Raw genomic sequence first — 25219 nt, forward strand, 5'->3', positions numbered from 1 at the left:
TTACTGGCAACACGCTTGAGTTTTCTTTTGTTTGATATGGTTTAACAATTCATCCTCCTGATCGATTTGATGTAAGATCAATTGCAATGTATCAAACTCAGGACAGGAACCATTTATTGAATAATAACGCCATTGGCCTCTTCTTTCCTCATTCACAAAACCTGCGTTTCTTAATTTCCGCAAATGCTGGCTTATGGCGGGCTGGCTCATTTCGAACATATCAACCAATTGACAGACACAATATTCTTTTTCAAGAAATAATCTCATCATTATAAGCCTAGTTTGATCACTAAGTGTTTTCAAACAACGAGTCATCGCCGCAACATCAATCGTCATATGAGCTCCTCCTTCCCAAATCAATATATAAGCAAATCATTATATACACGCCAAATGATTCTACATTCCCCTTTACGTTTCCATATGTAGCGCTCCGTATATCTTAAGGATCAAAACTTCGAAACGAAAACCTGAGTAGCTCCCCGCGTTACCTTAGCGCCACCGTCATTATATAAACTTTTATTTATATAAACAATCCCTTATATTTGGAACATCAAATATGTTTGATTCAATTAATATCAATCTCTTTATTTTCCTTTACCCATTGTACATTGAACCGAGTACGGCAATATAGCTTGTGTTTGCTTTTGGTTTTTGGCAGGAAGGATGGCCAGGACAACACTTATGGCGGACAAAGCATTTCATTCCCAAATCAGTAACTGAAATGGATATCGGACAGGAAAGCATAATACAATAAGCAATCAGCAAAATACAAAAAATACCAAGGGTTTTGATACCCTTGGTATTTATGATTGAGACCTTCACCGGTTATTCACCCACAAGCCTCAAAAAAGTGTTTTTGATTAAATTACCCGCGGCATGTCAGTTACGGTTAAAAAGGTCATTCTATTTTTTAGTGATGATTAAGATTTCTAAAATTGCTGCCCTTCACTTCAGCTACGTCATATACGGTGACAAAGGCGGATTTATCAATATCATTAATAATTTCCTTTAGTTTGGTTTCTTCTAAACGGTTGATGACACATGTGATTTCTTTAAATTTCTCGTGGGAAAAACCCCCGTAAGCTTCTTTATATGTGGCGCTTCGGCCTAATTGATCACGTATTGTCTCTACCATTAATTCAGGTTGGGTTGTAATAATTTGAAAGGTTTTAGAGCCGCTTAAGCCTTCCTCCACAACATGAATCACTTTGGATGCAATGTAGTAAGCAATGACTGAAAGCAATGCCCCTTGTAAGCCAAATACTGTGGAAACAAAAATAAACACAAATAGGTTTAAGAATAGAATGAGATCGCTCGTTCCGAAGGGCAGTTTTCGGGATAGCAGCACAGCAAGCATGTCAATACCATCTAATGCGCCGCCATTACGCAGCGCCAGCCCCATTCCAAATCCAAGGATAATCCCGCCGACAACGGTAATTAACAGGGTATCTCCTTCTATGATTGCGGGTGTGTGGTGGAAAAAGCTTGTCCCCGCGGCAAGCGATACGATTCCGATAATTGATAATAATGCAAAGCTTTTCCCTATTTGCTTATATCCTAACCAGACAAATGGAATGTTAATCACAGCAATCAAAATCCCCAGCGGCAAGTTGAATAGCTGTGAACCAACGATGCTAAGACCCGTCACCCCTCCATCAGATACACTGTTTGGAATGAGCACTGTTTCTAGTCCATATGCCGCAATGATTCCTCCAATGATAACCATGATGATTTGGAGAATCATTTTCGCTTTAAATTTCTTATGTTTTTTGGTTGTATTCATACCATTCCTCATTTCTCAAATATTTCGTTATATTTAAATATACCATAATAGATATTTTCAGCTAAAAACATGCGTTTTTTTAAATAAAGTAATTAACAGTAAGGTAACCCTCTTTGACTTAGAACATTCATGTACCGTGCCGCCTGTTGAGCAAGCGGCCCCTTTCACTTCAGATCGTGAATCGCCCTCAAACTTCAACACCGAAAATCCTGAATTATTCTGATATGATACCTTAAAAAGGAGGTTCGATTACATGGATAGCCTGTGCCGCAGTAAACAAGCCCCATTTGAATACACCTTGTCTCTTATAGGGGGCAAATGGAAAATGAGAATTCTCTATGAGTTAGGGTGTGAAAAAACGATGAGATACGGCGAGCTGAAAAGGGCTATGCCCTTCATCACCCATAAAATGTTAAGCGCACAGCTTAAGGAATTGCAAACTGACGGCCTTATTCATCGGTATGAGGTTTCTCAAACCCCACTGAAAGTAGAGTATTCGTTATCTGACAGAGGGCGATCTTTGTACCCCCTCATAGATGAAATGTGTAAATGGGGAATGGCACAAGGAATGCCTCATATGTAAAGCTACTTACAAAAAAGTGCGTACTTGTTTCCCAATGAGAGGAATTTTATACTGAATGAAAATATTTCTTAGGAGGAAATAATGACAAAACAGGTCTATATCATTCATGGCTACGGAGCCTCCTCAACAAATCATTGGTTCCCTTGGCTGAAAAAACGCCTGCTCGCAGATGGGGTCCAAGCAGACATTTTAAACATGCCTAATCCGCTCCAGCCAAGACTTGAGGATTGGCTGGATACACTCTCTTTATATCAGCACACTTTACATGAAAATACGTATTTGGTTGCGCACAGCTTAGGTTGCCCCGCCATTTTGAGATTTTTGGAACATCTTCAATTACGAAAACAGCTTGGCGGAATCATACTTGTTTCCGGCTTTGCCAAATCATTGCCCACTTTAAAGATGCTAGATGAATTTACACAGGCATCGTTTGATCATCAAACAATCATTGAGTCCGCGAAGCACCGTGCTGTCATTGCTTCTAAGGACGACCAAATTGTGCCTTTTTCATTCAGCAAGGATCTGGCACAACAAATTGATGCTGCGTTATATGAAGTTCAGCACGGAGGTCATTTTCTAGAAGATGAGGGATTTACTTCTTTGCCTATTGTTTATGATGTTTTAACCTCTTATTTTTCAAAGGAAACTCGCTAACATCTTTCACCCATCTGCTTCAATCGAGCCCGCGAAAAGCGGGCTTTCTGAGTTATCGTTTGATCAATACAGATAACTCACCTTCAAACACTTTTACTTCTTTTTGATTATAAGTAGATAGCAATACTGTGAGTATTCCCAATTCATTTCTCTTTGGCTGCTTATCAAGAACCTTAACAATTGTAAACAATTCATCATCCGGATATACAGGTTTTATGAATGTCATATGATTCATCTCTGTTCCGGCTATAATATCGTCTCCATAGAAACCTTCTTCAATCCAAAGTTTAAAAGATATGGCCAGTGTTTGTATGCCGGAAGCGATAATTCCATTAAATCTGCCTTTACTCGCTTTTTCTTCATCTACATGCATATACTGAGGGTCAAATTCACCCGCAAACCGCATAATATCATCTTTTGATACTTTTAATGATTTCGTTTTGAAGACCTGGCCAATTGTAAACTCATCTAACTTCATTCTTACACCTCTATTTTTTCAATTGTCTATTTTGTTTATTTTAGCACTGTGATGAGCAAATAAAAAATTCTGTTTTTCGCTAAACAGACATATCGTGGGCTGGACTGCTGGCACTCACATCATATACTTAAAAAATATTGAACAGCTCTCAACACTTAGTCGTCACTTGGCCGTCTTGCTAAACTGAAAGCTCCCTCATATCTTCCAGGCAGCCTTCAGTTTTTTTATGCCTTCTCTTATGTCGGATTCAGAAACCCCTGCAAACCCGAGCGAGACCGTTTTTGTGGGAGGATGATGTTGATAAGAAAGAGAAACAGGATAAATTTTTACTCCATGTTTTTTCGCCTTCTCAATTAACTCTTTTTCACCAAATGGCAAATAAACGTCAAGTAAGATACGAAGCCCAGAGTTTTCTCCGCGAATTCTGACATGCTCTCCTAATTCCCTTTGCACTGCCTCTAATACAATGGCTCTTTTTTTGCGGTAAAGTTTTCTCATTCTGTTGATGTGTTTTTGCCACTCTCCATTTTTTATAAATTCAGCTAGGGTTAGCTGACTGTGGCAGGACACTGTTTGCTTATATAAGGACGTGATTTCATGCCCCTTTTTTAAAAGAGGCGAAGGAAGAATCATATAGCTGATACGCAGCGAGGGCAAAAGAGACTTAGAAAAAGTGCCCATATAAATGACACGGTTATGCTGATCAAGCCCTTGCAGAGAAGGAACCGGCTGTCCTGTGTACCTAAATTCCCCGTCATAATCATCCTCTATGATAAAGGATTGATGTTCGGCCGCCCATTTGAGCAGCTGAATTCTTCTGTTTATTGTCATTATGGTTCCCAGCGTAAATTGATGGGAAGGTGTGACATATACAAGGTTTGGCTGCTGTTCTTTGATCTTCTGTATACAGATTCCTTCATCATCGACTGGTATCGGAACAATATTCATGCGATTGGCTTCAAAAATTTTGCGTGCTCTTGGATAACCAGGATCCTCATACCCTATAGAAATATTCGGCTCAAAAACTTGGCACAAGATTTGCAGCAGAATAGGGTTCCCGGCACCTATAATCACTTGTTCAGGGCCGCAATGAACACCCCGAGATTGATACAGGTACTCTGCAATGAGTGTTCTCAGCTCAAACTCTCCTAAAACATGTCCCGGCCGATAAAGCTCGTGTCCATATTGGTCTAAGCTATTGACCATGCTTTTTCGCCATGCGGAAAAAGGGAAGTAAGAAGAATCTACATTCCCATAATGAAAATCAATCGATTGTTTATTTTCTTCTGCTTCTTGTTGAATGGGTGTTGTGCTTGGCATTCTATCATAAGCAAAATCAGAATCATGATAATCAGCAAACCACCCGCTTCTTGGCTTGCTCACAATATAGCCCTCAGCAGCGAGCTGTTCATAGGCACGTTCTACAGTCGTTTGGCTGATGGAAAGCTGATTCGCCAAGAGTCTTTTTGAAGGAAGCTTCATTCCTTTTTGAATACGTCCCCGATGCATATTTTCTTTAAAATACCGATAAAGCTGCTGATAAAGCGGACTATCCAGATTTCTATTCAAAAAAGGCGTGATATCCATTTGCACGTTTTTCTCCTAACTGGTATGCATTTTTTTATGAAAACTGGCCGTTTAAAAAAGGCCAATTCCAGTTTATAGTCATTGTAATCCTTAGCTGCTGGTTTTGTTAAGAAAATACAGACAATGAACAAGAAAGATATGTGGAGTGATTGTAATGAACAAACGAAAAAATGGCTGGATAAATGGTTTTATAGGCGTACTCATTTTCAGCGGCTCGCTGCCTGCGACCCGTTTGGCTGTGTCGGACTTCGATCCGCTGTTCCTCACCGTATGCCGTGCTGCGATAGCTGGTGTACTGGCGGGAGGTCTCCTTCTCATCTTCCGGCAGCAGCATCCTGCCAAAAGAGACCTCATTTCATTATTAGTGGTAGCGTTTGGCGTAGTGATTGGTTTCCCGTTGCTGACAGCTTTAGCGCTTCAGCATGTCACATCCGCACACGCCATTGTCTTCATTGGACTTCTTCCACTCGCAACGGCGGTCTTCGGCGTACTGCGCGGGGGTGAACGCCCTCGGCCCGTCTTCTGGATTTTCTCAGCTGCCGGCAGCTTGCTAGTAGCAGGTTTCGCCCTCATTCAGGGGGGAGGTTCATCCCCGCTTGGCGACGCGTACATGCTGGCTTCTATTGTCGTATGCGGTCTTGGTTATGCAGAAGGGGCCAGGCTTTCACGGCGTCTGGGGAATTGGCAGGTGATCTCATGGGCACTCGTTCTGTCGCTTCCTCTTATGCTGCCATTGTTATTCTTTTTTACGCCGGACTCATGGTCGGCGATCGGCGTTCCCGCACTGCTCAGTCTTGCATATGTATCCTTATTCAGCATGCTGATCGGCTTTGTGTTCTGGTATCGAGGTCTTGCCCAAGGGGGAATTGCGGCGGTTGGGCAGCTCCAGCTTCTCCAGCCTTTTTTTGGACTGCTGCTTGCCTCAGTGATTCTGCACGAGAAAGTGGGCTGGGCACTCGTAGCAGTAAATATCGCCGTTATCATGTGCGTTGCAGCTGCACGGCGATTTGCAAAGTAAGGCAGACCTTTATCGTAAACTTCAAAAATGCATGAAAGTATAAAAATACCAAGGGTTGCTGGCCCTTGGTATTTTGCACGCGATCGAGCAGACTTGAGTCTCCCGCTTAGACATATAAGTCAACACCCATTTACCTGCCGCCATTATCAAATCCTCTCTAATAAATCTCCCACTTTTTCTGCCATGACACGGGGCGGATAAGGCATTTCGTTTTTGTTTGCATTTATATCCCACTTTACATTCAATACCTGAAGAAAAAGGGGCAAAACTTCTTAAAATTCTTAGGTTTTCGCGATGCTATTCAAGATCGTTTCCTCTTCTTAAACAGTTTTCAATATCATCCTATCTATTCCATGGTAATATTTAGATACATAAACTTATATATGAAGCTGACCTGAATTAATAGAGAGGAATGAAAAAATGAAGAAACGCAGAAAGATATGTTATTGCAATACTGCCCTGCTGCTTATGATTTTGCTTGCTGGATGTACGGACAGTAAGGATGGAGAAGCACAACAACCTTCAAATCAAGCTTCTGCTGTACAATCTGACGAAAAACACACTGAGCCTGAAGAGAGCACCAAAATACGCAAGGATGAAGCGGAGCCAATAACAGAATCAGAAGAATCCGCAACAAAAGCTGCAAATGATACCTCTTCAGCAGAAGAGAAAAGCAAAGAAGACAATGTATTGGCAGCATACTCTTCGGAAAAAATCGAATATGCCAGAGTTTGGCTTCAACTCGGACCTAATCAAGAGATAGATGAATTAAAAGTTCGACATATTTCGGCTGGCGAGCCAATTAATCCTAATGATGATACAAGTGCCAGCTATCCAGAAGATGTAACCCAGTTAGCAGGTTCTCGTTTAGTGGATGGATCAGTCACTTATCATGGCAATGGGGATGGCACGATTCATGTATATAATGTGCCTTTACGCTGGGATTCCGCTGATGATGTAGAAAAAGGCGTCATGCGAGAAGTGACTGAGAATATCATAAAAAACAGAAAAACAGTGTATGTTGATACAGGTGACAATGAAAAAATCAAGCGGATCATCGATATCATGATGATTCATTAATCAGTATTCGTTTGTCTGCACCTGACTAAAAACAATGGTTAATAAGGTATATTAATACAAAAAACAAAGTTTGGAGTGTAGTAACTTGCTAAAAATCTTCCGGTTCTATTAGTTCTCCTAGGCATTCTAAATGTGATGAGCCGTGCCATTGAGCTATTTCTAGGTGTTGCATTAATATTTTATAACGCTGTCTAGTGGCATACAATGTTAATCAAAAGAAGCATTTCAGCAGTAAGTGAATGTTGTCCTAAGAAAAACAAGCATCTTACTATGCTTGTTTTTCTTCTATAGAAAGGATCTTATTACGCTATGATGCTATTCCTTTAGCCTGAACCTTGGCGTGCCTAATCCTTTAATCCCTTTCCATCGAGAATTTTTTGCACATATTTTTCGACTCTCGATTCTCGGGTTTTGGATTGTTTGGCTTGAGAAAAATAAAGAGTGTACGCTCTTTGCCGTCCCGGGGTCAAAGCTTCAAAAGCAATTTTCAATGCAGGGATTTCATCGAATTTTTTTTGAAGTTCTTCAGGAATGTTCAATTCAATATTTTTGTTAACTTCCACTTTCAAACCGGCTTTTTCAACTTCAATGGCTTCGTGAATATAGGCTTTCAAAATGTTTTCTAGCTCATTTATTTCCTGAACATTTGTAAACCGAATCTGGCGCGCCGCCTGTACATTCTCCGTTTGTTGAATGAGAATTCCATCGGTATCCTGTAATAGGGCACCTTTGTGAAACAGAAGCGCACAATATTCTTTAAACCCATGTATTAAAACGACATTTTTATTATTGTATGTGTAACAAGGATGCATCCACTTAAAATCTTCAGTCAGCTCACAGTCAAGAATGATGGTTCTCAACTTCTCAAATTCTTCCTTCCACTTTTTCGCTTTACTTAAAAATTCATCAACCTTCGGATTCGTTCTGCTATTTGTCATGAAGGAATTCCTCTCTTTCCAAGCTTTTTACATTTACGTGAATTGACAATAATGAAGTCCAGTTTTATTTTTGACATCTCGGTATTTATTTTATTCTTCTCTAGGTTCCTTCTCTTATTATTCAATAGATTAAGCTTAAAGTAGGGATGATGCAACAAAAAAAAAGAAGGCCCACAAGCCTTCTCTTTTTGTATAATTATTTCACTGACAATCTGAAAAAATAACAATTCGATGATTATATATCTTTTTTATTCTTGCCAATGCATAAGGTTACGGCAACACTAGCTATACTGACTAAAGTTCCTGCAATAGAAACTAGAATTGTCAAAAAGCCATTGGGAATAAGAAATCCAATTGGAATGAGCCCCAGAAAAGTGAAAACGATAAAACATTGGTATACACCAGATATTATTCTTACAACCAAATTGCCAAAAAAGGACATGACTAATGGAGGGATAAATAAAAATACAACAATTCCAATTGAGATCATCAAGATAATAGGTTCATCAAATGAGATGACATGATCTCCAGGCGACTCTTTAGCAGCCGCTAAAACAACAACGATAGACATCATTAGTGTAACAAAAACAAGAGAAAACCTTTTTAACAACGTTATGACTCCTTTACCTAAAGCGAGTAATCCTGCCTTTTTCAAATCCGATAACCATTTTATGTGATTCAATTAAAGAATATGCAGTGAGTGACACAGCTATAAGGAATCCTGGTCAAATCTTTATAATAGATTTAATGGAGCAACTATAGTTCGTTAGAATATTAGATGCTGCAATATACTTTATCTAACAATATAACAAATTAATGTAAATTAAACAATCCTACCCTTTAGCGGCCCCTAGACCATACCACCACCGGAATGAGTAATAAGGACAAAATCCCTCCAATAAGTGATAATGCGAGGTAACTTGAACCTGCCACAATCATTCCCGATAATGCTCCGCCAGCAGCTCCTGACAACGCAATCAGAACATCCACTGTCCCCTGCGTTTTAGCTCGTGTGGCAGTATCAGTTGAATCTACAATAAGGGCAGTCCCGCTTATCAAACCAAAATTCCACCCTAATCCCAGTAAAGAAAGAGCAATGACGAGAAGAACCATAGAATCTCCCGGAGCAAATGCTGCTATTACACCTGCCAAAAGCAACGTTGTTCCAGAGGAAATAGCCATTGCGGTACGTCCCAACCTATCTACAAGAACACCTGTAACCAGTGAAGGGAGATACATAGCACCTATATGAAAACCAATAACAAGCCCTACTGCCCCCAAGTCATGCCCATGATGTCTCATATGAACCGGTGTCATTGTCATAATAGCTACCATTACTATTTGGGTAAGAACCATAACCGTTGCCCCAACGATTATCCCTTTTTTGTTTTCTGTATGCTCAGTTGCCGCCAAATGTCCTTTATCACCAGGCTCTTCATTTGCCGCTTCTATTGTTCTTGCTATAACTAATGGATCTGGACGAAGCATAATGAAAAGGACCACACCTGCTAACATATATGCTGCTGCGGCTAAAATGAAAGGGCCAGCAAGTGATGGAACTCCAATAGAAAGAGCGAAATCCCCCATCACATTCACTAAGCTTGGACCTGCCACTGCGCCAAATGTAGTAAAAACCATGGTTATACTAACAGCAGTCGCTCGCTGCTTATGATTTGCTAAGTCTGTACCTGCATAACGGGCCTGTAAATTAGTGGCTGTACCTGCACCGTAAATAAGCAACGAAATAAATAACAAGAAAATACTATTTATGATTGCTGCCATAATAACGCCTATTGCTCCAAGTCCGCCAATCATAAAGCCAGCTGAAAGACCTGTTCGACGGCCATAACGTTGAGAAAGTCTTCCAACAATTAATGCAGATCCTGCTGACCCTAAAGTAAATAATGCAGAAGGCAGACCAGCAAACGCATCAGTGCCAAGCATTTGCTGTGCAATAAGTGCACCGACAGTCACTCCTGCCGCCAGCCCAGCACCGCCAAAAATTTGTGAGATACTCACAACGAATAGTGTACGCTTGTATAACGATTTTTGTTTTTCTGGTGAACTGATGTAGCTCTGTAATGAAGCAGTTTGAACATCTATTGCTTTTACGCTGTCCTTGTCTAACATCATCTGACCTTCCTTTCTAAAAGCCAATTTTGTATAAACCTCCCTCTAGATGTGGATCATCATAACACGCACAAAAAAGCCATACAATGTCATAATTGTATGGCAAACAATATTAGGTAAGATCGTCTAGCAAACGTCTCAGGATCATTAATCCTTGTTCAAGCTCTTCAAGTGTTTTTGGTGCACAGACAGAAACCCTTACAGCCCTTTCAGGACAACTATTGCCTACTACAAAGCGTTCAGCCGCATACACTTGCACGCCATGTCGAGCAGCCAACTCTTCAAATTGAGCGCCAGTTATTTTACCGGGTAACATCAACCAACGAAAAATGCCTGTTTCAACACCTAAACATGTATATCCCGCAACATATCGGTTTACGATTTGATTTCTGCGAATGGTTTGTTCACGATGACTCTCAATTAAGACTTCAAATTGATTTGATACAATCGTGCGAGCAGTAAGTTCAGCTAATAGCGGGGAAACGGTTATATTTAAATTATAAAGCGCCTTTGATATTGGCTCCTTATATTGTCTCGGCACTGCTACATAAGCCAAACGCAGACCTGGCGCTAACGATTTTGATAAACTTGCAATATGAATAACCTGTTGCGGTGCGAATGAGGCGAGTGCCGGAAGCGGCTTTTTGCTAAGAAGATGGTACGATGCATCCTCAATAACAAACAGATTATATTTCTTTGCAATGTCTGCAACCATTCTTCGATTCTCAACAGACATAAAGGAAGTCGTCGGATTATGATAATCCGGGATTAAATACAAACCTTTAATATTTTCATTTTTACACGCATATTCAAGTGACTCCGGACTCATTTCATCGTTCTCTGATTTTATCGGTACGATTTGCACACTAAGCAATGATGCAACAGTTTTTAATCCAGGGTACGTATGATGGTCAACACCGATGCGATCTCCAGGCTTACAAAGACTCGCCAAAGTCGCTGCAATCGCATTTTGCCCTCCATTTGCAAATAAAATGTGATCAACGGATGTTTCAAACCCGCCTCTTTGGATGAGCTTTACAGCTGCATCTTTTTGCCAAAAGCTTTCGCCTGCCCGGCCGTAGCTAAACCATTTTTCATAATCCTCCTCCTGAACCATGTTTTTCAGTTGGAGTAACAAGGGCTCATATGAAGCGTGATCTGGAAGTATTGCTCCCATTTCAATTAAATGTGTCGGCTTAGTATCCTCAAGTAAATACGCATTCGACAACGCATCATACGATACAAATGTGCCGCTCCCTACAGTCGCACTCAGCAGCCCTTTTAACTCACACACTTTAAATGCTTTTGAAATCGTACTCACATTTAAATCTAGATAATCGGCCAATTCTCGCTGTGGAGGAAGTTTTGTTCCAGGTAATAAAACTCCGTTTAAAATATCCTGTTCCAATTGCCCTGCAAGTGCTTTATAAATAGGCTTTTCAGCTTTATCAATCGATGGCTTCCAGCTCATCGGATAGTTTTCAAAAGAATTGATAGGCATGATACGCATCCTTTTTCACTCAATTATATGAATGTGCTGCTTATAAGACAATTATAATTATCTTTTATTGATGCCTTTTTATGAACAGCATGCTTCAATAAAACCTGTACAAATACAAGTGAATCACTTACTTTATTTCATATAAGTCATCCTGCAAAACTGTGCACAGAATGTCGGATAAATACATTTCACTCCTGTTATTCTTTGGTTAAAGGAGGCCAAATAAATGGATTTGCTTAAAAGTATGAATAGGGCGTTAAAGTATATTGAAGAAAACCTCACTAACGATATTGATTTTCAAGAGGCAGCAAAGCTTGCTTTCTGCTCTGAATATCATTTTAAAAGGATGTTTTCCTTCCTTTCAGGTATTTCATTATCGGAATATATTCGTCGCAGACGTCTTACTCTTGCAGCTTTTGAACTGAAAGACAGCAATGTAAAAGTGATTGATATTGCAATAAAGTACGGTTATAACTCACCAGATTCTTTTGCACGGGCATTCCAAAATTTACATGGCATAAACCCATCAAAAGCCAGACTTAATGGCCATTCCCTTAAAGCTTATCCACGAATGACCTTCCAGCTAACAATTAAAGGAGGAAATGAAATGAACTACCGTATTGAAGAAAAAGAGGCATTTCGCATCGTTGGCATTAAAAAAAGAGTTCCTATTATTTTCAAAGGAATTAATCCGGAAATTGCATCTATGTGGGAAAGTTTAGATGAAAAAGCAATAAATAAACTAAAAGAGCTATCTAATGTAGCACCATCAGGCCTCATTAGTGCATCCACGAATTTTTCTGAAGGTCGGACAGAGGAAAACGGAGAGCTCGATCACTATATTGGCGCAGCCACAACGAAACGGTGTCCAGATAACTTCTCACGGCTTGAAGTTCCTGCCTCAACATGGGCTGTATTCGAATCAATCGGGCCATTTCCGGATACACTGCAAGAAGTATGGGGACGCATTTATTCCGAATGGTTTCCATCGTCAAATTACGAACAAATAGAAGGTCCAGAAATATTGTGGAACGAGCATAAGGATGTAACATCACCATCTTTTAAAAGTGAAATTTGGATACCAATTACAAAAAAGTAATACGTTTTTCGATCAGAGAAGAAAAATTGAAGGTTCTTGAAGAAAAAATACCAAGGGCGTCAAAACCCTTGGTATTTTTGATACTGCCGAGAGGGCTCAAACTCCACCAGTGTTTTTCATTGTCGGACCGGTCATGTAAGCAAAAAAAGCCCCTATATATCCCGATTTGCATGATTCCTAATCTTTAATATCGATTTTTCACTCTCCATAGAAGGCTCTTTATTTAAAGCCAATATTAAAGTTATCCCTATAATACAAATAGCACCAATCCATTGAAAAGAACCAAATGGCGCTTTTAACCAAACGACAGTTGTTACAACAGCTGATAGAGGCTCTAGACTGCCTAGTAGGCTTGTTTCTTTGGGAGAGAGGCTTTCCAAGCTTTTTATGAAGAACCAGAACGCAATCATTGTTCCAAATAATATCACAAATAAAATATATGCATACGCCTCAGCAGTTAATCGTTGAAAATCCAGTTGCCATGGCGGATGGATAAAACCCAATGCAAAACCGCCAATAATCATAGCCCAACCTACAACGACAAGAGAATCAAATTTATTTAATAAACCAACGGCATACAAAGTATAAAAAGCTGCCGCGAATCCTGATAAAACTCCCCATACTACTGCAGCTGCCGGCACTGAAAGTTGAGACATTGAACCATTTGTTAACAAAAAAAAGCAACCCACTAAAGCAAGTACAACAGTAATGATATCTTGTTTGGTAAGAACCGTTTGTTTTCGCAAAAGCGTGTAGATAATGACGATTACTGGGGATAAATATTGCAATAATGTAGCAACGGCAGCATTCCCATGTTGAATGGATGCCATATATGTGTACTGCACAGCTAGCATTCCCAATAAGCCAAAAATAAGAAGCTGGCCAGCCGACGCTTTGTTTTTCCAAACCTCAATAACCTGAGACCGATCCTTTCTGAACAATTGCAGCATTAAAAGTAACATTCCAGCCGTAAGCAAACGTGTCGTTACAAGCCAATTGACATCAATTTGATATTCTTGAAAAAGTTTTTTGGCTACTGTGCCTCCAATTCCCCAACATGTCGCCCCTGTTATAACATAGAACAATCCCATTTTTCTATTGGAAGTAATCATACATGACTCCTCACTAATAAATATAATAATAGTGTTATAATAAATGCAAAACATGATAAAAAATACTCAAATTGAATGAAAAAATATAAATATATTGAGGTGAGAAGTCAGAATGAAGAATTTTGCGATCGATCAAAATTTAAAAGAATTAACAGAGCACCGAACGGTAGAATTACCAGTTGCCTGTTACAAGACAAGGATCAATCAAAATATAAATGGCTATATTCCGCTTCATTGGCATGATGAAATCCAATTTGTTTTGATACTAAAAGGAATAGCTCTCTTTCAAATAAATGAAGAAAAAATAGAGGTTCACGAAGGGGATGGATTATTTATCAATAGCGGCTGCCTGCACATGGCAGAAGAAAAGGAAGGCTCGGATTGTACGTATATTTGCTTAAATGTGTCACCCCATTTCGTTTTATCTCAGGAACTGTATTCAAGCTATGTTCAGCCCTATATGTTTTCAACCAATTTGCCCTATTTATTTTTGGATGGAAATCAACAGTGGGCAAAAAATATTCTAAATGCTGTTAAAAAAATAAATCAATTGATTCAACAAAAGACATCGCTCTATGAGATTGACATTACGATGCAATTAACGTTAATGTGGAAAAACCTGGTCGTTAATGGTTTTCAATTAGAGTACGATCAATCTGAAATGATAAAAAGTCATCGAATGAAACAAATGTTAAACTGGATCCATCTCCATTATGCTGAAAAAATCACATTAGAGGACATTGCAAAAGCTGGCCAACTGAGCCGTTCTGAGTGCTGCCGTTATTTTAAACGAATGCTGAATAAGACACCATTACGTTATGTAATGGATTATCGAATTCAAAAAAGCTTATTATTACTGCAACACCCTGAATCCAATGTGACAGAAGTGTCTTATCAAGTTGGATTTAACAGTACCAGTTATTTTATAAGTAAATTTCAACAAGCGATGAATATGACGCCATTATCCTACAAAAAAATTCATATGAGACATTAATTCATAAGGTTTATTCTATTAATAAATGGAGTCCCTGTTAATGATACTCCCCTAGCACGATTTTACGCCACAACTGCATGACCCTAAAATTCTAGGTGGTCTTTTGTATTTGGGAATTGTTTCAACTGCTTGTGCTTTTTTATTGTGGAACCGTGGCTTACAATTATTAAATGCTTCAAGTGGAGGCCTCTTTTTCTTTTTTCAGCCTCTAGTTGGAACCTTACTCGGATGGATTCTGCTTGGAGAACAAATAGGCGGGACATTTTGGATAGGTTCGTTTTTAATTCTTAGCGGTGTTTTATTCGTCATTAAAGAGTAAGAAAAAGAAGTGAATTCATAACAAAAAAAAGCAAACTATTTTATATAGTTTGCTTTTCAATTAACCTTGTTCTTTCCCCTTCACTTCTTTATGTTCTGGTCTTCATTTATAATCTCTCCTTTCTTTATTTTTCTTCTCACCTCAATACCCATTTGAAGGTTGTCAATTTCCCTGATAATAATGCCAATCTCTGTGGCAAAATGTTCAATATCCACAAACCTTTTTCTGTTCGCAAGATAAGTGAAAATGCATCATTAAGTAAGTGGGCCGTTATCCATATCAAATTTGAGAACGATCGATAAAGAAATTAGAACTTAATCATGTGCTTTAAATATTTTTAGCTGACATTTCACAAATATCGTTCCTTCTTATTTCTACTCAAATCATTTCTGTGATGTCATTGAGCCAAGTCATGAATTCCTAAAGGAAATGGAATAACCCATTTTCAATGAAAAACTGATCTATGTTAATTAGTCGAAGTTTTAGGATATACACGGATCAATTGACCTTTTCCTTGATTGGAAATCCGACACGTTCCCTATTGTTTTTGCTTGATCTGTTTTTTCAAAAAAGTTATTGACATCAAAAATTCGATCATGTTATTATTAAAATTTTGATATTACACCTCCATATATGGTAATCTTAAGAAGGATACCATATATGGAGGTGGATGATATGTTTCAAATTGGCGATAACATTGTTTATCCAATGCACGGAGCAGGTATAATTGAAGCCATAGAAGAAAAAGAATTCTTAGAGGAAAAACAACAGTATTATGTCATAAGAATGTCAATCAGTAATATGACAGTTATGATTCCAACGAGTAAAATATTGAGTTCGAATATACGACCAGTTACCGATATACTTGCATTAAAACACATTATGCACATTTTTCAGCATGGAGAATCAGATAGGTTACTGCCATGGAAGCAAAGGTATAAAATAAACACGGACAAAATAAAAACAGGTGAAATACAAGAAGGCGCTGAAGTTGTACGTGATTTAATGCGTATGAAGAAAGAAAAAGCACTTAATGCAAGCGAAAAAAAAATGCTGGATAATGCATATGAATTTTTGATTAGTGAACTGGAAGTAATTAAAGGAATCACTGAAAATCAAATAAAAAGTTTTGGTTAGATAGTGTATTGCTTCCTAAGAAATTTTTCAGAATATTATGATGAAAAGCAAATCTTCTCCAACTTATGTTTAGAACATTAACGACCTCTTTTGTTATTCCTACATTCTAATCCATTTTTATTATTTACATTTCTTCTGCGAAGATTGAAGTTTTACCAAAAAACTCAATAAAATAGTCACTTTTTTTAGTATCCTGATTCACACTGGCACGGACAAGGAGCCGTAAGGATGGAAGAGAGGTAGGGCTTTCATTGTTTTAGGTATCTCTAAGTGATTATTCCAGGAGAAAAAACAATCGATCTCCTCAATTATCTTTAAGAATTTCTGATATCCACTGCGACATTGAATAATAATTGTTTATCTTCTTTTCATACAAGAGATATGCGAGTTGGTAACATCTAGATGAAACCATTTTTATAATTCATCTAATCTTACTTAAATGAACGAACAGGTTAGTGAAAAAAAGAGTTATCTATATTTCAACAAAAAATTTAATATTTTATATACATTCCGCATATTGTCAATCCAGTATGTTATACTGTAAACAAACCTTTGAAGTTTTAAATCTTTTTCTATACCTTGTAGCATCTCCCTACTCGAACGTTGAGTAGGGTTTTTTATTGAGTATGAGATAGACATAAAAAAACAGGCCCTATATAAAGAGCCTGTTTGTATAAACGATTGAAGATTAAGCTTTTTGAACGTTAGCAGCTTGAGCTCCACGAGCACCTTGCTCAACGTCAAACGTTACTTTTTGACCTTCGTCTAAAGATTTGAATCCGTCACTTTGGATTGCAGAAAAGTGTACGAATACATCGTCTCCATTTTCGCGTTCGATAAAGCCAAAACCTTTTTCTGCATTAAACCATTTAACTGTACCTTGTTCCATTTTTGTTGCCTCCTAGTGTGTAACCACACAGTATATACTATCCTTGCCCAAAGTATCATCAAGACGAAAAGTCAATCTTCATACTATCCTTTACACCGAACAAAAATAATTCTTCTTTATTATATCAGGAATCGGAAATAACTGCAAATTAATATTTCCGTTTCGTTCATGGCATTATTTGTTAAACTTGACCTCAAATCATCTTTCTTTGCTTTATTAGGAAATTCAACTCAATCGCAAAGCCCCCTATTCGGGAAAATCATTTCCAGCAAATTAATCAACAAATGGATTTCCATATTTATCACAAAAATGATAAAAACCATAACGATTCATATACATCATTTTCTCTATGTTCTCAGGAGTGTCAAAATCAATCATCTCTAAAATTAGACTAGTAAATTCAATAGGGGCAGTTCCATTAGCGGTAACCAAATTTTTATCTCTTACTGCTTGTTTCTCTACAAAACTGCTAATCGGTTTATATTGTTCGTAATCTTTCCATAAGTAAACAAAATTACCTGTATGGCTATGATTATTCAGCAAACCATTCTTCGCCAAAAAATCCACTGCACCGCATATCGCTGCTATTGGAATGTTTTTTTGAAATGCAGTTTTTACAAAATGTAATAGTTTTTTATTATCATTACTCCAGGAATTCCCGCCAATCATAACTAGCAAATTAAAATTTGCAGGTTCTAACCCTATTATGTAATCGACAGATGTTTTAAAACCACCTATTGAGCTTACAATAGGATCTAAAGAAACAGTGTGAACCGACCAATCTTCTCTTTGATTTAATGCAGATGCTAAGTAAACACCTTCCCAATCTGCATACTGGTCTAATATAAGAAATAACGCCTTTTTCACAACTATATACCGCCTTAGATTATAAGTTTTTTATTATCCAACCTTTTCGATTTGTTACGAAGAAAAAATACTCTATCTTCCGTCCCTGCCCCTCCCCAACAATTTGGGGCAGGTGAGTGCGATAAAGAGGAGTGTTCATCACATTCCTGTAATCTTTGAGTAACGTTTCCTCTTGCTTCAACATTCATACGATAATATTCATCAGAAAGCATTAAATCTCCTGTTTATGAAAATAATCAACGACTTCAATTGATTATATAAGCTGTAATCTCCAATTTGTTTCGTTTTTCAAGGAATAATAAAGAAGGATACTACATAAGTAACATCCTTCTTTCCCAACTTTATGACTTTTAATTTGCTTGCTGTGCTTGTTTTACTGATTCTTTGCTAAAAAGTCCAACAATATTCCACAACACAATTACAGAAGCTATTATTAAACGAGTAGTACTGACTTCTTGGTTAGTAAATAATTTATAACCATATATTGATCCCAATGCTACTATACAAAAAACATTGAACCATTTACTCCAACGCAATTAAAAAACTCCTTTTTAATTAATTACATCTCCATACAATCTATATACATTTATTATAGTACCAGTATTTTATTGAAAATATATAAAATTTTTCAATATCTAATCTTAAACCTTTCTTAACTGATCCTACAAATCATTACTTTCACACTTGTTACGTTGGCAAAAATAAAAAGAAGACTACACGTCCCTTTTTATGCTTTGACTTCCATATAAACTTTTGAGCTTGGCATCAACCGTCCGGCTAATATCTTATTTTTTAGAATGTGTAGCGATACATAGAAAAACTAAATTAGCAAGAAAAAAACATGTTATATCAAAATTGAACCAAGTTTTTCCAAGATTCCTCAGACGAGGGATTTTACTTCTGTATAACAAAAAATCACTTTGTCCTTTATAAAGACAAAGTGATTTTTAAATTAGCTATTAGGTAAATCTACTTTTGCAGGAGTACTTGTCCAAGGTTTGCCCATTTTCTTTTTATGAGCTTTATCTTCAAAAAATTGAACTGTAGCATACTGATACCAACTATCAGTCATTGCTCCTTTTTCGTATAAATCATATTTATAATACGCATCAGGGATTTGTTCTTTTGCCCAATAAGAGAATAAAATAGTGGCAGCCTTACTCCCCCATCCCAAGCCAGGGACAATACCGACTAATGACATTGTAACTGATAACGCATTTTTAGCTGCTTTTGTATGCCCAGATAAAGTCCCCACATAATGGTATCCCTTTTTAGGTTTTGCAGCCTGTGTTGTGAATTCATTTGATTTCAAATTATTGTTTTCATAATTTGTTCTTTTAGCAACATTTTCCTCATACTCAAAGTTTAAACCTTTTTGTTCTATGCCATCGACTTTTACAGTATGATCATTTCCGTTCATCTGAACTTTGTGAGTTTCATTTCCACTCACATACTCAATTTCAACTAATTTCCTGTTCGATGAAATCTTTTCACTTTTCATTTTGTAATGTAGAGCTAGTTCTTCGTAAGAAGGGGTTGTCTTAGAGTCCTCCTTTGCAGAAGCGTAACCTGCAGGTAAAAGTGAGCCTAAAGTCAATGATGCAGCCATAACACAAGTAATAACTCTTTTCTTTCTCAATTGAAATCCTCCTTGTGTTACACCTTAAGAATCTGAATTACTAAATACTTGCTTAATTTTATAAGCAATAACAGCGAGGTATAAAATTGCAACAAACACTAAAACTCCAGTGCCATAATCAGTTTTTGCAACTAGAAAAAGACTTAACACACCGAAAATAATGTACATAACAATATCAAAGATATTTTTCTTGTTGTTCATATAAACTCCCCCGTTTAGCAATTGATTCTAGGTGCATATTTGATTGCAGCCCCAGTGTATTAAACACTTACAATTTTGTCCAATTGAAACTCTCTGGCAATATTACTTTAATCATATCTCAAAATAATTTTTTGAATTATTTTCAGCACACCTACTCTAACATGATTCTTTTTTGATTTACATAAAAAATCGAAAAATTGAGTCATTTTTCCTTGGAGAATAACTGTGTGTAAATCTTAAAAAGGACTATTCATTCATTTTGGGAATTAGAGATACATACGCTAATCATTTTATTTTCATTAAAATCCTTTTCGTGTTTGTTGATAATATGGAGAGGTGATGAAAACAAAAAGAAAACAGTTAGACCAAAATTGACTGAACTTAATGCCAAAAGAACACCGTACAATAATAAAAGTGATAAATAATTATCTCTTCCGTTCATTACATGCTCTCTGAATCCCAAATAATTGTGTAGTTATACACATGCCACTAATGCCATGTCAACTCCTTACTATAATAAATAGAAAAAGGAGGTTCCGGTAAAGTAATGTCTACTTAGGTTCTTCAAAGACAGTTATATAAGCTTATGCTTTTTCCTGAATCCTTCTAAAATACCAAATAACTACTGGAATGAGTAACAATGATAAAACGGCTCCAGAAATTGATAGTATTGTATAACTAGAATGTGCAACAACCATTCCTGACAAGGCTCCACCTGCTGCTCCTGATAGTGCTAATAAAACATCGAATGTTCCCTGTGTTTTTGCACGTAGAGATGGATGTGTTGAATCTATAATAAGGGCAGTTCCCGTTAGTAAACCAAAGTTCCAACCTACCCCTAGTAATACTAGTGCTAGGATTAGCAATGATAATGAGTCTGCCGGTGCAATAGCTGCCACCAACCCAGCGGCAAGAAGTGTGGCACCTGAAGCAATAGCCATAGTTGTGCGACCAAACTTATCTACTAATAAACCAGTCAATGGTGAAGGAAGATACATCGCTGCAATATGGAGTCCTATAACTAATCCCACTTCTCTTAAACCATGACCGTGATGACCCATGTGAACCGGTGTCATTGTCATAATAGCTGTCATGATTAGTTGAGCTAAAATCATAATGACAGCTCCTACCATTATTCCTTTTTTGTCTATAGCAGGATTTTTTAGACTTCCTCCTATTTGTACTTTATCGTCTTTTTTCTCAGCATTCGCAATAGCTGTTGATACAAACAGCGGATCTGGACGAAGAAAAATTAAGAGAATAATTCCAGCAATTATAAAAGCTGCTCCTGACATAATAAACGGACCAGCTAAATTGGGAACACCAATTGAATCTGCAAATTCCCCCATTGTATTAACTAAGTTAGGACCTACTACAGCTCCTAAAGTAGTAGAAACTAAGGCCATACTTGCAGCAGTTGCCCGTTGTTTCTCATTTGCAAGGTCTGTCCCAGCATACCGAACTTGAAGATTAGAAGCCATACCTGCTCCATAAATAAGAAGAGAAACAAATAATAGGGCTACGCTGTTAATTAAAGCCGCGATTATCACACCTATAGCACCTAATCCGCCTATAAGGAAACCACCTGCAAGTCCAGCTCTGCGACCAAAACGTTGTGAGGATGCTCCTATAAGCAGGGCAGCTACGGCAGATCCAAAAGTAAAGAGGGCAGTTGGAATTCCTGCTACATTTTCCGATCCTATCATATCTTGTGCAAGAAGCGCCCCAACTGTTATCCCAGCTCCAAGTCCTGCTCCCCCAAATATTTGTGAAAAAATCAAGATTTTTAATGTTTTTTTATAAAGTTGGTTTTGTTTTTCTGGTGAATCAATATAACCTTGTAACCAAAGAGGCTGCTGTGTTGATATATTTGTATCTTTTTTTGTCATTACCATGAATTCTACCTCCTAACGACACATCTTTGTTGCTTTTCAAGTTTTTTTGTCATCATTGGAACATTCCATTTTTGTTATTCCGTATATTTAGGATTTTCGATATATTTAAAATTTAAAATATTCATTATTAGAAGAAGCTCATGATTAGTTTTTATAATTATGAGCTTCTTCTATTTATTTGTCGGTGTTCATATTAAAATGTGTAAGACTCGCCATCTTCTGGCACTAAAATATTACTTGAGAATCCTTTTTCTTTACTAAAGTTTTTTAATTCTTCTCTAGATAGTGTCCAATGGTTAACAGCTTCCATATGAACAGATATAATCTTAGCATGAGGAGCAGCCTTGTGAACTTCATAGATGTCTTCTTTTCCCATGATGAGTGAACCTAAATCTAATCTTTGATTGTCTCCACCATTAACCACAATGATTTCTGGTTGATGTGTATGAATCTCGTCTTCGATAGCATCATACCAAACTGTATCCCCAGCTACATATAAAACTTTTTCACTTGGGTGCTTGAATACTAATCCACAAACATCACCCATTAAGTTTAATAACTCTTCCCCTCTGCCATGTTCACCTTTTGTTTTTACTAATTGGATCCCTTCAAAAACAGTGTCTTGATGTAGCACTTCTACATTTTTGAAACCACTTGCTTTTACTTCTTTTGCATCTGCTTCATTTTGAACAAACATTTTGATGTTTTTTGGCAATACGTTTTTTGCCACATCATCAAAGTGATCTAGGTGTAGATGAGTAACAATTACCGCATCTACGCCATCCAGAATGTTATCAATTGATGTTGGCAAACTCACCAAAGGATTAAATAGATCTTGTCTGATCGTTTCAGGGAAAGTAGCGTACGTACCTTTCTCTGCTAACATAGGATCTATCAAAAATTTTTTATTTGCGTATTTTACAACAATTGTTGCATTTCGAATTTGTGTAATATTCATATTTACAACTCACTTTCTTTTTTTATTTGTCTTAGATCGACAGAGTTAAGTGTATAATATCAGCAGTGTTCGAATACATAGATAAAAAAAAGTGTTTTAACTCTTTGACTTTATTTTCGAAAGGAATTAACGTTCAAATAGATCAAACAGATAAAAAATTATAGAGAAATTATGTATAATAGCCGAATTCAATGAAAGATCTGGGAGAGAGTACATTTAACATGCCCAGCAGCTACAGCTAGAGTAGAGAAATTAGAAGAGAATGGAGTTATTGAGGGATCTAACATTAAAGTAAATCAAGCAATTAGGTGCTTTATGTAAACCTTCATCAATATCTATATTTATGGCAAAAACAATCCCTGTATATGGTCTTACTATGGATCAAAAACAGGACATCTTGATCTTTTATCAGATGGGAATAATGATACTGAAAAACAATAAAAGATAATGAATAAAGGATGTCCAGAAGTATTTTTCTGAACATCCTTTTTTAAGTTGTTGAATCATCTTTCTTGTGAAAAGAAAGACGTTATGTTCGCGCAGGAAATTCTTTTATTTTAAAAATGCCTCTGTGGTTTTTACTGTTGCATAGACACCATTTAATGCGGCCATAAATGCGTAATGGACATGCTCAGCAGGAACGATTTTATCTTCAATTTGCAATGTTGTTGTTGCGCAAGCATCTTCTACCACTTGGCATACATAACCATGTTCAACTGCAGAACGAACTGTTGCATCAATACACATATGGGACATCATACCGCAAACAACTAATTCTTTAACCCCTTCTTCTTGTAGCTTTCCATTTAAATCTGTATTGAAAAAGCTATTCGGCATATGTTTTACAATGACTGTCTCTTTCTCTAATGGACGTACTGACTCATGAATTTCGACACCTTCTGTATTTGGATGGAAAAAATGAGCGATGTTACCTTCTGTGATATGCTGTACATGAAAGACAGGTGCGCCTGTGTTTCTAAAGTGTGAAAGTAGTTTAGCCGCATTTTGTGCTGCTTTCTCTGGGTTTGTTAAAGCCATCTTCCCATTTGGAAAGTAATCATTTTGAATATCAATCACTAATAAAGCTGTTGTCATTTTTTCACCTCTTAAAATTTTTATACTGTATAAGGATATATAATTTCCATTGAATTTTCGATGGTCTCATGAAATACTATTTTGTAAAACTTTTTCACTGTGAAAGGAGTTACTATGCAAATTGATTCAATTGATTTTCAAATTCTCCAATTATTAAATAAAAATGCTCGGATACAATGGAAAGAAATCGGTGAAAAAATTCATATGACAGGACAAGCGGTAGGCAATCGCATCAAAAAAATGGAGGATAACGGTATCATTAAAGCATATTCGATTGTGGTTGATGAATTGAAGATGGGGTTTTCTTTTACAGCCTTTGTCTTCTTTTTCATGAATGCATATACGCATGATGATTTATTGAAATTTATTGCTACTCGTAATGAAATTAGCGAAGCTCATCGTGTTTCGGGAGATGCATGTTATCTTCTGAAGGTAACGGTTCATTCACAAGAAGTTTTAAATCACCTTCTGAATGATTTATTGAAGTATGGAAACTATCAGCTTTATTTGTCTATTAAGGAAGTAAAAAAGCATTATAATACTTCATTAATGTCTGATGAATAATGCGCTTGTTATTATAATGTATAAAAAGGCCCCAGCTTGGTAAATTCCATATCCAACCTAGGGCTTTTTTAGAGCATATATATCATGTTATATGACCGCACATCTCCGTTTTATAAAGTTAACTATTTACCAATAACAATCGACACTTTATAGTTTGCATGTTTATTTAAGTCATTTAAAAATTGATCTAATACCTCGTTTGAAGGAAATTTACATTCAAGCAAATAGCAACCGTCTCCACTAACTTTATAATTGTTTATTACATAGTTATCTTGTGTTTCTATAAAAGCTAAATAGGGTTGATGATGGATTTTTTCGATATAAATATTAAGAAAAGCATGTATAGAGAAGCCTAATTTCACTTGATTCACTTCGATACTACATCCTTTTATTATGCCATTGTCTATTAACTTTACTACTCTTGATGCAGTTGCTGGTGCAGTGAGATGTACTTTTTCCCCTAATTTTTTCATTGTAAGGCGACTATTTTTAGACAGCTCATCAAGTATTTTTTTATCTATTTCATCAATCATTTTCTTGTATCCTTTCTGAAAAATAAGATGTATTTTACATATTTTGTTCACTGAACATTTTTTTATGTTTGCTTAAAACTTTAAAAATAAAGTGAAATTGTGAAATAACTTTATTTTGCCTATGTATTGATCGTTTGAGAAAGTATATATTTATTTGCATGCAAA

The 25219-nt window shown here is 37.0% G+C and carries 26 protein-coding genes and 1 pseudogene; 9 read left to right on the forward strand and 18 right to left on the reverse strand.

Going from position 1 to position 25219, the window contains the following annotated elements; genetic code table 11:
* Positions 1–336 (reverse strand): metal-responsive transcriptional regulator AseR, encoded by a 336-nt coding sequence (gene aseR / locus NYE22_RS19380; RefSeq protein ID WP_021481666.1) that lies wholly within the window; start codon positions 334–336, stop codon positions 1–3.
* 574 nt (positions 337–910) lie between these two features.
* Positions 911–1783, reverse strand: coding sequence for a YitT family protein (locus NYE22_RS19385; RefSeq protein WP_029317361.1), 873 nt, complete (start codon positions 1781–1783; stop codon positions 911–913).
* A 253-nt stretch (positions 1784–2036) separates the two neighbouring features.
* Here NYE22_RS19385 and NYE22_RS19390 point away from each other — a divergent pair, with 253 nt between their 5' ends.
* Both NYE22_RS19390 and NYE22_RS19395 read left to right on the forward strand, forming a co-directional pair.
* Positions 2037–2366, forward strand: coding sequence for a winged helix-turn-helix transcriptional regulator (locus NYE22_RS19390; protein WP_128740051.1), 330 nt, complete (start codon positions 2037–2039; stop codon positions 2364–2366).
* Between the two features lie 81 nt (positions 2367–2447).
* On the forward strand, positions 2448–3020 hold the full coding sequence (locus tag NYE22_RS19395) for an alpha/beta hydrolase (protein WP_103803545.1): 573 nt from the start codon (positions 2448–2450) through the stop codon (positions 3018–3020).
* Positions 3021–3072: 52 nt separating this feature from the next.
* Here the strand turns inward: NYE22_RS19395 and NYE22_RS19400 are convergent, their stop codons facing one another.
* The gene (locus tag NYE22_RS19400; protein WP_121591456.1) at positions 3073–3498 is read right to left on the reverse strand and encodes a MaoC family dehydratase; all 426 of its coding nucleotides are present in this window, start codon (positions 3496–3498) and stop codon (positions 3073–3075) included.
* 195 nt (positions 3499–3693) lie between these two features.
* A complete protein-coding gene (locus tag NYE22_RS19405; RefSeq protein WP_038827565.1) occupies positions 3694–5085 on the reverse strand; it encodes a PLP-dependent aminotransferase family protein in 1392 nt (463 codons plus the stop codon).
* Between the two features lie 154 nt (positions 5086–5239).
* Here NYE22_RS19405 and NYE22_RS19410 point away from each other — a divergent pair, with 154 nt between their 5' ends.
* Complete coding sequence (locus NYE22_RS19410; protein WP_161986434.1) at positions 5240–6103, forward strand: DMT family transporter; 864 nt, start codon at positions 5240–5242, stop codon at positions 6101–6103.
* Positions 6104–6523: 420 nt separating this feature from the next.
* Positions 6524–7183 (forward strand): hypothetical protein, encoded by a 660-nt coding sequence (locus tag NYE22_RS19415; protein ID WP_342412072.1) that lies wholly within the window; start codon positions 6524–6526, stop codon positions 7181–7183.
* A 344-nt stretch (positions 7184–7527) separates the two neighbouring features.
* Here the strand turns inward: NYE22_RS19415 and NYE22_RS19420 are convergent, their stop codons facing one another.
* The 4 genes from NYE22_RS19420 to NYE22_RS19435 form a co-directional block, all read right to left on the reverse strand.
* Entirely contained in the window at positions 7528–8121 is a 594-nt protein-coding gene (locus NYE22_RS19420) for a YdeI family protein (protein ID WP_069322394.1), read from the reverse strand.
* Between the two features lie 235 nt (positions 8122–8356).
* The gene (locus tag NYE22_RS19425) at positions 8357–8731 is read right to left on the reverse strand and encodes a hypothetical protein (RefSeq protein WP_032727150.1); all 375 of its coding nucleotides are present in this window, start codon (positions 8729–8731) and stop codon (positions 8357–8359) included.
* A gap of 230 nt (positions 8732–8961) precedes the next feature.
* The gene (locus tag NYE22_RS19430) at positions 8962–10254 is read right to left on the reverse strand and encodes an MFS transporter (RefSeq protein WP_124048524.1); all 1293 of its coding nucleotides are present in this window, start codon (positions 10252–10254) and stop codon (positions 8962–8964) included.
* Between the two features lie 109 nt (positions 10255–10363).
* Positions 10364–11752, reverse strand: a complete 1389-nt coding sequence (locus NYE22_RS19435; RefSeq protein WP_342412073.1) for a PLP-dependent aminotransferase family protein — start codon at positions 11750–11752, stop codon at positions 10364–10366.
* Positions 11753–11978: 226 nt separating this feature from the next.
* Here NYE22_RS19435 and NYE22_RS19440 point away from each other — a divergent pair, with 226 nt between their 5' ends.
* The gene (locus NYE22_RS19440; RefSeq protein ID WP_342412074.1) at positions 11979–12851 is read left to right on the forward strand and encodes an AraC family transcriptional regulator; all 873 of its coding nucleotides are present in this window, start codon (positions 11979–11981) and stop codon (positions 12849–12851) included.
* A 152-nt stretch (positions 12852–13003) separates the two neighbouring features.
* On the opposite strand, the gene NYE22_RS19445 is transcribed toward NYE22_RS19440, so the two are convergent.
* Positions 13004–13963, reverse strand: coding sequence for a DMT family transporter (locus tag NYE22_RS19445; protein WP_342412075.1), 960 nt, complete (start codon positions 13961–13963; stop codon positions 13004–13006).
* 112 nt (positions 13964–14075) lie between these two features.
* Here NYE22_RS19445 and NYE22_RS19450 point away from each other — a divergent pair, with 112 nt between their 5' ends.
* The 3 genes and pseudogenes from NYE22_RS19450 (at position 14076) to NYE22_RS19460 (ending at position 16413) form a co-directional block, all read left to right on the forward strand.
* Complete coding sequence (locus NYE22_RS19450) at positions 14076–14957, forward strand: helix-turn-helix domain-containing protein (protein WP_342412076.1); 882 nt, start codon at positions 14076–14078, stop codon at positions 14955–14957.
* An 82-nt stretch (positions 14958–15039) separates the two neighbouring features.
* Positions 15040–15276, forward strand: a pseudogene (locus tag NYE22_RS19455) (DMT family transporter); the annotation flags it as partial.
* A 675-nt stretch (positions 15277–15951) separates the two neighbouring features.
* Positions 15952–16413: a CarD family transcriptional regulator gene (locus tag NYE22_RS19460; RefSeq protein ID WP_276354646.1), complete on the forward strand. Its 462-nt coding sequence runs from the start codon at positions 15952–15954 to the stop codon at positions 16411–16413.
* A gap of 688 nt (positions 16414–17101) precedes the next feature.
* Here NYE22_RS19460 and cspC read toward each other — a convergent pair.
* From cspC to NYE22_RS19500, 8 genes are all read right to left on the reverse strand, one after another.
* A complete protein-coding gene (gene cspC / locus NYE22_RS19465) occupies positions 17102–17302 on the reverse strand; it encodes a cold shock protein CspC (protein WP_013351108.1) in 201 nt (66 codons plus the stop codon).
* A 273-nt stretch (positions 17303–17575) separates the two neighbouring features.
* Entirely contained in the window at positions 17576–18169 is a 594-nt protein-coding gene (locus NYE22_RS19470; RefSeq protein WP_021481685.1) for a type 1 glutamine amidotransferase family protein, read from the reverse strand.
* A gap of 350 nt (positions 18170–18519) precedes the next feature.
* Positions 18520–18705: a hypothetical protein gene (locus NYE22_RS19475; RefSeq protein WP_009966647.1), complete on the reverse strand. Its 186-nt coding sequence runs from the start codon at positions 18703–18705 to the stop codon at positions 18520–18522.
* Positions 18706–19121: 416 nt separating this feature from the next.
* Positions 19122–19808, reverse strand: a complete 687-nt coding sequence (locus tag NYE22_RS19480; RefSeq protein WP_021481687.1) for a hypothetical protein — start codon at positions 19806–19808, stop codon at positions 19122–19124.
* A 24-nt stretch (positions 19809–19832) separates the two neighbouring features.
* The gene (locus NYE22_RS19485) at positions 19833–20009 is read right to left on the reverse strand and encodes a hypothetical protein (protein WP_009966645.1); all 177 of its coding nucleotides are present in this window, start codon (positions 20007–20009) and stop codon (positions 19833–19835) included.
* A 584-nt stretch (positions 20010–20593) separates the two neighbouring features.
* On the reverse strand, positions 20594–21904 hold the full coding sequence (locus NYE22_RS19490; RefSeq protein ID WP_342412077.1) for an MFS transporter: 1311 nt from the start codon (positions 21902–21904) through the stop codon (positions 20594–20596).
* 193 nt (positions 21905–22097) lie between these two features.
* On the reverse strand, positions 22098–22862 hold the full coding sequence (locus NYE22_RS19495; RefSeq protein WP_003234254.1) for an MBL fold metallo-hydrolase: 765 nt from the start codon (positions 22860–22862) through the stop codon (positions 22098–22100).
* A 552-nt stretch (positions 22863–23414) separates the two neighbouring features.
* Positions 23415–23957 carry a cysteine hydrolase family protein gene (locus tag NYE22_RS19500; RefSeq protein ID WP_003234256.1) on the reverse strand — a complete coding sequence of 181 codons (543 nt, stop codon included), beginning with the start codon at positions 23955–23957 and terminating at the stop codon, positions 23415–23417.
* A 114-nt stretch (positions 23958–24071) separates the two neighbouring features.
* Between NYE22_RS19500 and lrpB the strand changes: the two genes are divergently transcribed.
* Positions 24072–24521 (forward strand): transcriptional regulator LrpB, encoded by a 450-nt coding sequence (gene lrpB, locus NYE22_RS19505; RefSeq protein WP_003234258.1) that lies wholly within the window; start codon positions 24072–24074, stop codon positions 24519–24521.
* 122 nt (positions 24522–24643) lie between these two features.
* Here the strand turns inward: lrpB and lrpA are convergent, their stop codons facing one another.
* The gene (gene lrpA, locus NYE22_RS19510) at positions 24644–25054 is read right to left on the reverse strand and encodes a transcriptional regulator LrpA (RefSeq protein WP_003246601.1); all 411 of its coding nucleotides are present in this window, start codon (positions 25052–25054) and stop codon (positions 24644–24646) included.
* Between the last annotated feature and the right edge of the window lie 165 nt (positions 25055–25219).

The organism is Bacillus sp. FSL K6-1560 (assembly GCF_038592935.1).
GTDB classification, from domain to species: domain Bacteria; phylum Bacillota; class Bacilli; order Bacillales; family Bacillaceae; genus Bacillus; species Bacillus subtilis.